A 12,085-nucleotide genomic window follows, 5' to 3' on the forward strand; every position below is an offset into this window, starting at 1 on the left:
GCATTGCAGGAAGGCCTTGCCATGGTGGGGCCGGTTTTCTGGATCGCGCGCGGCCCGGGCGTCAAGCGCTCTGTGTGCTGTAAGCGACGTTGCGATACCGCAGGGTTCAATTGATGCACTATATCGGTTGACGATTTTTTATAATTAAAGGCTAAATTGTTTGGGCTGCCTCTGATGGCGGCCTTGTTTTTTGGAGTCCTTGGGCAGTCGGTGCAGGGTGCGTTCCGCGCAGCCAGCTTTCCCGGCTGCTTTGCAGCTGCTTGCACAGGCCACCTGGCGCAGCAGGCTGCCACGCCCCATCCCCATACAGGCCATGGCACACACCTTGAGCGCTTCCGCCGCGCACCGCGTCCATTGGGCGGTGCGCATGAATTGGAAAAACCGCAGCCTCTCCTTTGTCTGGCTGGGCTTGGCCATTGGCAGCCACCTCTATGCCACAGGGGCTGCGCCCTGGGTCTGGGCTTGCCTGGTGCTGCAGTTTGGCCTGTACCCGCAGCTGCTGTATTTGCACGGCCGCTATGCAGCGCACCCAAGCAGGGCAGAGGTGCAGAACATGCTGATCGATGCGGCCTGCTTTGCCATATGGGCTGCAGCACTGGGCTTTCCGCTGTGGATCAGCTTTATCTTGTTCATTGGCGCGGGCATCAATTTGCTGGCCTTTCGCGGCTGGCTGGGCGGCCTGGAGGTGCTGGCCGTCATGGCCGCTGCGGTGGTGTTGGTGGGGCTGATACAGCCGCTGCATTTCAGCCCGGACACCACGGTGCTGACCACGGTGCTGTGCATGTGCACCCTCAGCAGCTTTCTGGCCGTGTTTGCCCAGGACAGCTTTCAGCGTGCCAGCTTGCTGCACCGGCAGCGCAATCTGCTGCAGGGCCAACTGGTGGAAATCCAGGCCCTGAAAGATCGCCTGGCCGAGCAGGCCGAGCGCGATGCCCTGACCGGCTTGCTCAACCGCCGTATGCTGGAATGGCATCTGCCGCGCCTGCTGGCCGGTTGCCGAGGGCGCCACAGCTCCCTGGTGCTGATGCTACTGGACATAGACCACTTCAAGCAGACCAACGACACCTACGGCCATGCGGCAGGCGACCAACTGCTGCAGTCTTTGGCGCGCCATCTGCTGCAGTACTGCCGCTCGCAGGACATGGTGTTTCGCTACGGCGGCGATGAATTTCTGGTGCTGTTCCCCGACACCTCCTTGGAAGTGGCGCATGCGCGGGCCAAGGCCTTGTGCGAGGCCTTCTCCCAAAGCCCCAGGCGGCTGGAGCGGCTGTCGCTGCCGGTGAGTCTGTCCTGCGGCTTGTCGGCATTCCCGTTGCATGCAGACCAGGCCACGACCTTGATCGAGGGTGCGGACAAGGCCCTCTACCAGGCTAAGGCACAGGGCCGCAACTGTGTGGTGGTCTATGCGCCTGCGTTTGATGTGGCAGTGCCTTCAAGCGCATGACCTTACGGGTTCACCTCGCGAGCCCATTGAACGCCCATCCGGATCGGGCGCGGACTCTGAAAAAGTGAGCTTCTCAAGCCTGCCATGTCAGCGTTTGCAGGCCATAGGAGCTGAGGCGCGCGCAGCTCCTGTGGACGAAAAAAAGCCCGGCCAATGACCTGGCAGGGCAAGCCGGCGCCTCCGCGCTCAGCCGACCGTGACCGTCTTTTGCGCGCGCAGTGTCTGGCCGGCATCGTCGTGCCAGACAAAGTGCAGCTCGCCGCTGCTGCGGGCCAAAAAGGTGAATTCGATATAGGGGTTCTGTGCAATGGAGATGCCCGGTGTCCAGGCAAACAGCGGCTGCTTGTCCAGCAGGGCTTCAAAGCGCTGGATGATGTTGCGCGGGCGCAGCTTGCCGGTGGCCGGGTCGGTGCGCAGACCGCTTTCCATCACATGTTCCATCTGGGCGCGCACGCGCAGCAGCTCACCCTTTTTGGGCGTGGCATTGCTGATCCAGATGCGGGGGGGCTTGATCATGGTTCTTCCTTGTTGCTGCCACCGTTGTCTGGGGCATGAGATTGACAGAGCGTGGTTTCGGCCGAGGGCCAAGGCCAGCAACCGCCGCGCAAAGGCCGCCCTGCCGCGCTGGCGGTGTCCCCCTCGGCTGCGCTTGGCGCAGCCAAACAGAGGGGGAAGGCGCACAGCGACTCAGGGGGTGTGGTGGTGTCACATACCGCAGCCGCTGGCGGCCACGGTCACGGCCTGCTTGGCGGCCAGCAGCTTGCCGCTTTTCATGCGGGCCAGGGCGTGTATGGTTTGCGACTGCGAAAGGCGTATGCGCACCGCAGCCTCGGCCGTGCCGGTCAGCGCGGTGAACTGCAGCTTGCAGGCCAGGGGCGAGGGATTGAGCTCGGCCAGCACGATGATTTCCTCGCACCAGTCCTGCTCGGTGATGGGCAGCGTGACCTTGACCTTTACCGGCACCGCGCTGGGGTTGTCTGCCAGCACGGGCACATCCAGCTGCAGGCCTTCGGCCGCCACCGTCTTACCGGCGCTGAACTGCTCCACCGCCTTCTTGAACTCGGCGGGATTGGGGGCCAAAGGGCCTACCAGCGGGGACTTGCCTGCCGGCGTGGAGGCCTGGGCCAGAGCGGCGCCAGGCAAGGCCAGCGCCATGCCCGAAGCCGCAGCGCCCAGCACCCAATTTCTGCGTGTGGTGTGGTTCATAAAAATTCCAAAACTCAAAAATCACTGTGTGGGTGCATCGTGCGTAGATGCCCATACAGCCCTTCATGCTGTGTTGCTCGCCCTTGCCGTACCCAGGTACTGTCTGCGGGCAAGCGCCTAGCCTGAAGGGCTGTCTGGGCGCTGTGGAGAGATGTCCAAGCGCATCTGTGCTTCCTCGGCCCGCTCTTGCTGAAATCCCAAATTCAATGTGATATCGCCGGAGCCTCAAAAACTGGCGCTCCCCTCGTCAGGGAACCGCGCAAGGGCCGCCATGTACCCCTGGTCGGCGCTGGTGCCGTCCCCCTCCCGCGTAGCGAGAGAGGGGGAAGACGCGCAGCGTCTCAGGGGGTGTCTCGGTTATATCCCCAGGAAGTCACTGAACTTGCTGTTGATCCAGTCAAAGTCTTCCTTCACCAGGTCGGAGGTGCGCACGTCCATATCGATCTGGTGCTGGATCACATTGCCGCTGGCCGCATCCACCTCGTATTCGAACTTGACCGAGATCTCTTCCTGCGGGTCGCCGTTGACCATCATGTAGCACAGGTTGTCGGGCAGCAGCGGTGTCACTTCCTTGCCTGCCACGCGCTGGGCGATGTTCTTGGCCACGATCTTGCCGATGTAGTTGGCCACATGGGCGCTCTTGGGGTAGTGGCCGAACTGGGGCGAGATGGCCCCCATCAGGTCGCCCACAAAGTAGACGCGGTCGTCGGTCTTGGCGTGGTAGAGGCGGTTGTGCATATCGGCCCAGCCCGTGGGCTTGCCGGTGGCGGGGTCCTTGCCGATCAGGTCGGCCTGCCAGACCATGTCGGCCGCCTGGTGGGGGGGCATGAGAATGGCGTCGTCGAACTTGAACTCGCCCGCCGCCGTCTTGATGCGCTTGTTGAAGGGGTCGACCTCCAGCACGCGGGCATTGGGCACATGGGTGATGATGTCCGGATACAGCTCTTCAAAAGCCTGCTGGTAGCCCATGCTGATGGGGGCGATCTTGGGCTTGGGGTCCAGGATCAGCACCTTGCCGGGAATCTTGTTTTTCTTGATGTGCCAGGCGATCAGACAGGCGCGCTCGTAGGGCGAGGGCGGGCAGCGGTGGGGCGGGGGCGGCAGCGTCATCACCAGGGTGCCGCCCTTGAAGTTCTTCACCTTCTGCTTGAGCGACAGCATCTCCTGGTTGGGGATGTAGGCATTGGGGAAATGCGTGCGTGTGTATTCAATCGCGCGCTGGTCGTTGCCAAACCAGGCCTCGTAGTCGTTGCGAATGCCGCCCGAGAGAATCAGGAAGTCATATTCGATCAGGCCGTGGGCCGTGCGCACCAGCTTCTGGTCGCGCTCAAAACCGTTGACCTCGGTCTGCAGCAAGGTGTAGCCGTATTTGTTGGCCGGGTGCAGCATGTCGCGGTTGACGAAATCGGTGTTGACGATGTCGATCAGCCATTTGTTGCTCATGGGGCCAGACCAGAACGTGGGGTTGCGCTCCAGCAGCACCACGTCGGAATTGGGGATCAGCTCGCGCAGATAGCGGGCCGCTGTCATGCCGCCCCAGCCACCGCCGCAGATCACAATGCGCGGGCCCTTGCCCTGGCGCGGCAGAATGCGCGAGGCCGGTGTGAGGATGCTGGGGGCCGCCTGGGCGGGCAGCACGGAGGCTGCGGCTGCACCCAATGCCAGTGCAGGCGGGGTCAGCAAAAAGCGACGGCGGGGCAGGGCCGTGTTGGCGGCGGTCGTGATGTCAGGCGTTGCGTGGTCTGGCATAGGGGCTCCTGGTGTGTGCACCGCAGCGATGCAATGCAATAGGCGAAGGCGTCAGCCCGCCTGGACGCTGCGGCCAGAGGCTGACGGCAGCGGCTCCCGCCCACAGGCACCATGGAGTCCTCCCTCAGCCGGCACGCGGCACAAGCGAATAAAGAACGTGTTTACGATCTCTACGCAGGCGCGTTGAAGCGCAATCGGGATGAGTTCAAAGCGATGGGGCGCAGCTTGCACCGGAGTGCAAGCAAGCTTCAGCGCGAAGAAATCGCCCGATTGCGCTTCAACCCTTCGGGCCAGTGGCTTTGCGGGCGGTCTGCGTCGTTGCAAATCCTCGCAATAGCGTAGCTATTGCTGCGGTATTGCGCCTCGCATCTCATCCCGCAAAGACACTGGCGCGCCGCGAGGAGATCGTAAACACGTTCTAAGCAAACGCAAATTCTAGAGGCGATGTCCGCCGCCACCCTCTATACCCTTGTGCAGTGCTGCGAAAGCGCCACAGCACTTGCAATACCCTCAAGCCTTCTGCCTTGGCAGGCGCAAAGCAAGCCAGGCCCCAGCCAGCATGCCCAGCACGGCGGGCAGGCTGGCCCAGGCCAGGCTGCTCAGCCCCGACAGCCCCTGGCCTATGGAGCAGCCCGCCGCCAGGGCGCCACCCAGGCCCATCAGCAGTCCACCCCCTGCCGAGGCGGCCAGGTGGCGCGTGCTGTCAAAGCCTTCCCAGCGTGTCTGGCGTGACAGCAAGGCAGCCACTGCCGCCCCGCACAGCACGCCCGCCACCAGGGCCGGGCCTATGCTGATGGCGCGGCCCACGGAGACTTGCAGGTACAGCAGGCTTTCGGCGATGGGGCCGATAAAGCTTAGCGAGCTGAGCTTGACGGGGTCGAAAGGGTCTACCTCCAGCGTGGCGGTAATCCACCAGCCCGTGGCCACCAGCAGGCCTATGCCCAGGGCCGCCAGCGCCTGCCAGGGGCTGCGGCGCAGCGCAGGCCGCCATGCGGCATAGGCCAGCAGCAGGGCCGCGGGCAGCACGGCCGTGGTGGTAAATATGGCCGCCGGGCTCCAGTCCCGGGCCAGCAGGCTTTGGGTCAGCGTGGCATGTTCCAGCGTCAGCGGTGCCAGGCTTCCCAGCCACTGGCGCAGCGGCAGCAGCACGCCAGTCATGCTGGCCTGGGCGCCCAGTCCCAGAAACACCACCGTCACCAGGCTGCGCAGATTGCCACCGGCCAGCAGCACCAGGGCCCGGGCACCGCAGCTGTTGGCCAGCACCATGCCCACGCCAAACAGCGCCCCACCCAGCAGCATGCCCAGGGCCGAGAAACTGTTGCGGGCTACCTGGGTCTGGCCCAGATCCACCAGGCCGGCCAGCTGCAGCCCCTGGGCCGCCAGCAAGGCCACGGCCAAGGCCAGGGCAAAAGCCTGCAGCGCCGGTGCGCTGCCCCGTGCCTCGCCCCCATCCAGCCCCAGCTGCTGGCGCAGCCCGCGCAACAGGCAAAAGCGCGAAAGACGGGCCAGCGCACCAAAGCCACAGCCCAACAAAAATCCAGCCCACAACAGCATGTCAGTGCCTCACAACATATTCAGGTCTTCGTGCCGCGCAGCCCCTCACCCCTACCCTCTCCCCAGAGGGGAGGGGGAGAAATTCAGGGGCCAAGCCCCCATCCCCGCCTTCCCCCGGCGGGGGAAGGAGCAACACGGCATGCATCCCACCAAGCTCCCAGCCAAAGGGGCGAGGGCGTAAGACCAAGGGCAGTGCGCGTAAAACTGGCGCGGCCCACGCCAGGGCACCGCGCAAGGGCCGCCCCGCCGCGCTGGTGCCGTCCCCCTCCGGCGCGTAGCGCCTAAAGAGGGGGAAGCGGCGCAGCCGCTCAGGGGGAGCGGCATTCATCCACCCCAGATGTCCGCACTGATGGCCCTGTACCAGTCCGCCCCATAGTCGGCCTCGGCCTTGCGGAAAGTGGCATTGCCATCCATGGGGCTGACGCCGCCCGAGCCCGCCACTTCGATCAGCTTGCCCTCCTGGGCGCGGTAGACGCCGGCCACGGAGATGCCGTAGTCCGAGCCAATCAGGCTGTAGCAGGTGTTGGCGTAGGCCGCCGTGGGCAGGGGCTGGCCGGTCAGTTCGGCCGCAATGGCGGCCGCGGCCACCTTGCCCTGGGTGTTGGCGACAAAACCGGACTTGGGCATGGGCGCGGCAATGGTGGCGTCCCCCAGCACGTAGACATGGGGCGCCAGCCGGGATTCAAAGCTCTCGGCCTTGACGGGCACCCAGCCGCTGGCGTCCGTGACCCCGGCGCGGTCGGCAATAAAGCCGGCTTTCTGCGGGGGGATGACGTTGAGCACATCGGCCTGGTGGATGGCGCCAAAGGCGGTTTCCACTTCGCGTTTGGCGGCATCCACGCGCATGACCTTGCCGTCGTCCGACTGCTTGACCCATTCGATCATGTCGCCATACAAGGCCTTCCAGCCCTGGATGAAAAGGCCCTGTTTGGAGAAGGCGTCCTTGTCGTCCAGCAGCAGGATCTTGGACTTGGGTTTGTGCTGTTTGAAGTAGTGGGCCACCATGGCCGCGCGCTCGTAAGGGCCCGGCGGGCAGCGGAAGGGGTTGGCGGGGATCACCATCACAAACTTGCCGCCATCGGGCATGGCCTCCAACTGCTTTTTCAGCAACTGGGTTTGGGGCCCGGCCTTCCAGGCATGCGGGGCCAGCTGGCTCGCCGCCTCGTCATAGCCTTCTAGCGCATTCCAGCGCATGTCCACGCCGGGCGAGAGCACCAAGCGGTCGTAGCGCAGCGTCTGGCCGTTGGAGAGTTTGACACTGCGGGTCGCGGCATCCACGGCTTCGGCGCTGGCTTGCACCACGGTCACACCGGCCTTGCGCAAGCCGTCGTAGCCATGGCCTATGCTGTCCCAGCTGCGCAGGCCGGCCAGGTAGAGGTTGGAGAAGGGGCAGGTGTAAAAGCGCGCGGCGGGTTCCACCAGCGTGACCTGCAACTGGGGCGCAAACTGGCGCAGATAGCGTGCGGCCGTGGCGCCGCCAAAGCCCCCGCCGACCACCACCACATGGGCGGAAGCGGCCTGGGCGCGCACGAAGGAGGGCAGGGCCAGGCTGGCGGCACCGGCCGCAGCACTGCCCAGAATCTGGCGACGGTTGAAACGGTTGAATGGCATCACTTGCCCTCCTTGCTGAACCAGGTGGCCAGCGCCTGGATTTGTGCGTCTTCATAGCCTTTGGCCAGGCGTGTCATCACGGTGGCGTCAGCCGCAGTACCGGCCTTGAAGGCTTGCAGCCGGGCCTGCAGATAGGCCGCATCCACACCGCGCAACGTGGGAATGCCGCCGGTGGAGCGGCCATCCGGCCCATGGCAGTTGGCACAGGTGGCGGCCAGCACGGCCACATCCTGGGCACGCAGCGGTGCCGGGGCAGCAGGGGCGGGCTGGGCTTGGGCCGCAGCGGCCAGCACCAGGCTGGGCCAGAGCAGATGGCCCAGGCGGGAGGGGGAGAATGCAAAACGCATCGGGGCTCCTGAATGGTCGGCGGGGCAGAGCCTGAAAAGGCGTTCTGACCCAGGGGAAAAAGCCTCCAAGCTTGGGCGTTCCCACCGAGGCGGTGGGGCGCGGAGCGCACCGTGGGTGCAGTCTCTGAGCCGTCACGCGGCACAAGCAGAGCAGGGGTTCTGAGATTCTAGGAAACAGTCTCTGTGGCGCTTCCCATACCGGGGCGGCGTAACAGGATGTTCTGGGTTATTTATTTATACCGCCGCATTGTGCTTGCGGCTGGTGCTTGCAGAGCAGGTGCTCCGAAAAAAGAAGCGATCAAAACTCTATGGATAAGCCTTGGCGCGGTATTTTTTGTGAAATATGGCGCGCTGGCGAGCGTGCGCAGGGGCGCCATGGCATGGACGCCAGAAGACGTGATCTGCGCGCTGGTGCTGGTTTATGGCGTTGGCGGCGGGCTGGGCTCGTCGCTGCCATGGTTGAGGGCGGGCTGCTGCGTTGCAGGGGAGGTGGGCGTTTCCTCTTCGGTCATGGCGTCATAGGCCTTGCCCACACCTTTGCCAACGACTTTGGCCGTGCCCACGGCCGCATCGGCCGCCACACCGACCACGGTGGCAGTGACTCCTACGGCCGCAGCGCCCACGGCGATGACCGTGCAGCCAGACAGCCACAAAGCACAAGCCCCTGCGGCCAGAACAGAACGCAGGGGCTTGTGCAAACAGGTCATGCGGCGCCTTAGCCTATGCGCATGCCGGGCTGGGCGCCGGGGAAGGGCTCCAGCACATAGATGCCGGGCTGGGCTTTTTCGTCGGCATGGCTGGCGGCCAGCACCATGCCTTCGGAGATGCCGAACTTCATCTTGCGCGGTGCCAGATTGGCCACCAGCACGGTGAGCTTGCCCTGTAGCTGTTCGGGCTGGTACATGCTGGCAATGCCGGAGAACACATTGCGCATGCGGCCTTCGCCGGCATCCAGCGTCAGCTGCAGCAGCTTGGTCGAGCCTTCGACGGGCTTGCATTCCACGATCTTTGCAATACGCAAATCGATCTTGGCAAAGTCGTCGATGGTGATGGTGGGAGCAATCTCCTCGCCACCTGGCTTCACGGCCTCGACCACGGGAGGTGCTGGAGGCTCGAACAGGGCATCGAGCTGCTCCACCACCACGCGCTGCATCAGGTGTTCGTATTTGCCGATGGCGTGGCCGGCGCCCAGCAGGCGGTCGGCATCGGCAAACTGCAGGGCCTCGACCTTCAGGAAGGCTTCCACCTGCTCGGCCAGGGCGGGCAGCATGGGCTTCAAGTAAATGGTCAGCAGGCGGAAGGCCTCGATGCAGGTGCTGCACACATCTTGCAGGCGGGCATCCATGCCTTCTTGCTTGGCCAACTCCCAGGGCTTGTTGGCGTCCACATAGCTGTTGACCTTGTCGCACAAGGCCATGATCTCGCGCGCGGCACGGGCCGTATCGCGGGCCTCGTAGGCGGCGATGATGGCGCTGTGGGGCTCGCGCAGCGCGGCCAACAGGGCCTGGCCGTCTTCGGAAACCTGGCCCAGCTTGCCGTCAAAGCGCTTGGCGATAAAGCCGGCGGCGCGGCTGGCAATGTTCACGTACTTGCCGATCAGGTCGGCGTTGACGCGCAGCATGAAGTCTTCGGCATTGAAGTCGATATCTTCATTCTTGCCATTGAGCTTGGCGCCCAGGTAGTAGCGCAGCCACTCGGGGTTCATCTTGAGTGCCAGGTACTTGAGCGGGTCCAGGCCGGTGCCACGGCTCTTGCTCATCTTCTCGCCGTTGTTCACGGTCATGAAGCCGTGCACGCAGATCTTGGTCGGTGTCTTGCGGCCGCTGAACTTCAGCATGGCAGGCCAGAACAGCGTGTGGAAGGTGATGATGTCCTTGCCGATGAAGTGGTACTGCTCCAGATCGGGGTTGGCCATATAGGCATCGTAGTCCTCGCCACGGCGGTTCAGCAGCTCTTTCAGCGAGGCCAGATAGCCCACGGGCGCGTCCAGCCACACATAGAAGTACTTGCCCGGTGCATCGGGAATCTCGATGCCGAAATAGGGCGCATCGCGCGAGATGTCCCAGTCGTCCAGGCCTTCGCTGGTCGAGCCATCGGGGTTGGTGCGCACACCAAACCATTCCTTGATCTTGGCGGCCACCTCGGACTGCACATGCTTGCCGTTCTGGGTCCATTCGGTCAGAAACTCCACGGCGCGTGGGTCGGAGAGCTTGAAGAAGAAATGCTCCGAGCTCTTGAGCACCGGCGTGGCACCCGACAGGGCCGAGAAGGGGTTGATCAAATCGGTGGGCGCATAGACCGAGCTGCAGACCTCGCAGTTGTCGCCATATTGGTCTTTGGCGTGGCAGCGCGGGCATTCGCCCTTGATGAAGCGGTCGGGCAGGAACATGTTCTTTTCGGGGTCGAAGAACTGTTCGATGACACGGGTTTCGATGAAACCGGCGGCCTTGAGATCGCGGTAGATCTGCTGGGACAGCTTGTGGTTTTCCGGGCTGTCGGTGTTGCTCCAGTTGTCGAAGGCGATGTGAAAGCCGTCGAGGTACTGCTTGCGGCCGGCGGCAATGTCGGCCACGAACTGCTGGGGCGTTTTGCCGGCCTTTTCGGCGGCAATCATGATGGGTGCGCCGTGGGCATCGTCGGCACCCACAAAGTTCACCGCATTGCCCTGCATTCGCTGTGCACGCACCCAGGTGTCGGCCTGGATGTATTCCATGATGTGGCCGATGTGGAAGTTGCCGTTGGCATACGGCAGGGCGGTGGTGACGAATAACTTGCGTTGGGACATACGGTTTTCTCGTTGCGGATCAAACATCAAACGAACCTGACATTGTAGGAGGCACAGCGCACGCGTGCCGGCGCTGGGACATGGGCTGGCTGCCATGCCCCAGAGGCGCTGCAGTTTCGCGGTTCAGGTCGGCTGGCCGAGGGGTGTATCAGGGGCTGTGCGGCGCCACCTGGGCGCTGCGCTCATCCCAGCCAAAAAAGTGGCAGACCTCGGCGCTGCGCGCCAACGTGTCCTGACGGCCCAGGTCCATGAGGCGGCGTGTATAGCCGGGCTCGAACAGCAAATAGCTGGCCAGCGCTGCGCTGCTGGCGCTGCCGTGCTCGGACACGCCGGTGGCGCCCAGCAGGGTGCGCACGGGCCGGGGCAGCTCGTGCAGATGCGCCAGTGCGAGCGCGTCCAGCGACTGCGAAGGCGTGAACACCAGCAGGTCCACGGGATGGAGCTGGCTGCGCGCGCGCTCGGCCGCGGGGATGAGGGACAGCGTGTGGTTGATGCGCTGGGCGCGCTCTATGTCCACCGAGAGCGCATCGAGAAAAATCGTGGACAGCGCATGGCCGGCCACCTGGGCCAGCGAAGGGTAGGGCGCATGCTGGCCCGTGGGCAGACGGGAGACCTCGTGCGAGCGGCCCACGCCCACGACCACGATGCGTTTGGCACCCAGGTGGATGGCGGGCGCCAGCGGCGCGGTCTGGCGCATGGCGCCATCGCCGAAATAGCCATACTCGCCATGGATGGAGAGTTCCGTGGGCGGGAAAATAAACGGGATGGAGGACGAGGCAATCAAATGCTCGTGGCGGATGCGGTCCTGCACGGCACGGCGCTGAGAGCGCGACCAGGGGTGCAGATGCGGGCCGGTTTCGTAGAAAGTCAGATGCTCGCCCGTGGTGTAGCTTGACGCGGTTACGGCCAGGGCCGCGAGCTGGCCGCTGTGCAGCAGCTCGGGCAGCCGCTCCAGCGGCAGTGTTTCTTGCAGCAGCTTGTGCAGCGGCGCGTTGTCCAGCAGCGAGCGCGGCTGGGTGCGGTGCCAGCGCGTCAAGGCCCATCCCAGGGTCAACAGGGTCAGCCAGCGTGCGCCGCTGCGCATCACGCCAAAGGAGTCGGCGCGATACACCTGGGCGGTCTCAAAATTGCGCCAGACCTTGGACAGGCGCTGCACGGCGGTGTCGAAATGATCGGCCCCGCAGGCCAGAGCTGTGGCATTGATGGCGCCGGCCGAGGTGCCTACGGCAATCGGAAACGGTGTGGGCTGGTGGCTGGCCCCGGCCTTTTGGCGCAGCCGTGACAAGGCCTGCAGCACGCCGACCTGGTAGGCCGCTCGCGCGCCCCCGCCGGAAAGCACAATGGCCGTGTTGGTGGATTCGGGTGCATGGTGCAAAGAAGCGGGCATCA

At 64.4% G+C, this 12,085-nt stretch carries 10 protein-coding genes; 1 reads left to right on the plus strand and 9 read right to left on the minus strand.

The genetic code is table 11. From position 1 onward, the window contains the following. Positions 1-367: 367 nt before the first annotated feature. Positions 368-1,444 (plus strand): diguanylate cyclase domain-containing protein, encoded by a 1,077-nt coding sequence (locus ACA027_RS05965; RefSeq protein ID WP_370681488.1) that lies wholly within the window; start codon positions 368-370, stop codon positions 1,442-1,444. Between the two features lie 186 nt (positions 1,445-1,630). Here ACA027_RS05965 and soxZ read toward each other — a convergent pair whose 3' ends face one another. The 9 genes from soxZ to ACA027_RS06010 all read right to left on the minus strand — a co-directional run bounded on the left by soxZ (position 1,631) and on the right by ACA027_RS06010 (position 12,083). After that, positions 1,631-1,960 carry a thiosulfate oxidation carrier complex protein SoxZ gene (gene soxZ, locus ACA027_RS05970; RefSeq protein ID WP_370681489.1) on the minus strand — a complete coding sequence of 110 codons (330 nt, stop codon included), beginning with the start codon at positions 1,958-1,960 and terminating at the stop codon, positions 1,631-1,633. A 189-nt stretch (positions 1,961-2,149) separates the two neighbouring features. Beyond that, complete coding sequence (locus ACA027_RS05975) at positions 2,150-2,650, minus strand: thiosulfate oxidation carrier protein SoxY (RefSeq protein WP_370681490.1); 501 nt, start codon at positions 2,648-2,650, stop codon at positions 2,150-2,152. Positions 2,651-3,007: 357 nt separating this feature from the next. After that, entirely contained in the window at positions 3,008-4,351 is a 1,344-nt protein-coding gene (locus ACA027_RS05980) for an NAD(P)/FAD-dependent oxidoreductase (protein WP_370682521.1), read from the minus strand. 558 nt (positions 4,352-4,909) lie between these two features. Continuing rightward, positions 4,910-5,953 carry a YeeE/YedE family protein gene (locus ACA027_RS05985; RefSeq protein ID WP_370681491.1) on the minus strand — a complete coding sequence of 348 codons (1,044 nt, stop codon included), beginning with the start codon at positions 5,951-5,953 and terminating at the stop codon, positions 4,910-4,912. A gap of 324 nt (positions 5,954-6,277) precedes the next feature. After that, complete coding sequence (locus ACA027_RS05990) at positions 6,278-7,564, minus strand: FCSD flavin-binding domain-containing protein (RefSeq protein WP_370681492.1); 1,287 nt, start codon at positions 7,562-7,564, stop codon at positions 6,278-6,280. Beyond that, complete coding sequence (locus tag ACA027_RS05995) at positions 7,564-7,911, minus strand: cytochrome c (RefSeq protein ID WP_370681493.1); 348 nt, start codon at positions 7,909-7,911, stop codon at positions 7,564-7,566. Before ACA027_RS05995 ends, ACA027_RS05990 begins: the two co-directional genes overlap by 1 nt. Positions 7,912-8,330: 419 nt before the next feature. Further along, on the minus strand, positions 8,331-8,618 hold the full coding sequence (locus ACA027_RS06000) for a hypothetical protein (protein WP_370681494.1): 288 nt from the start codon (positions 8,616-8,618) through the stop codon (positions 8,331-8,333). Between the two features lie 8 nt (positions 8,619-8,626). Beyond that, complete coding sequence (gene metG / locus ACA027_RS06005) at positions 8,627-10,696, minus strand: methionine--tRNA ligase (protein WP_370681495.1); 2,070 nt, start codon at positions 10,694-10,696, stop codon at positions 8,627-8,629. A gap of 148 nt (positions 10,697-10,844) precedes the next feature. Next, positions 10,845-12,083 carry a patatin-like phospholipase family protein gene (locus ACA027_RS06010; RefSeq protein WP_370681496.1) on the minus strand — a complete coding sequence of 413 codons (1,239 nt, stop codon included), beginning with the start codon at positions 12,081-12,083 and terminating at the stop codon, positions 10,845-10,847. Positions 12,084-12,085: the final 2 nt, after the last annotated feature.

The sequence above is a fragment of the Comamonas sp. GB3 AK4-5 genome, from assembly GCF_041320665.1.
In the GTDB taxonomy this organism is placed as follows: domain Bacteria; phylum Pseudomonadota; class Gammaproteobacteria; order Burkholderiales; family Burkholderiaceae_C; genus Comamonas.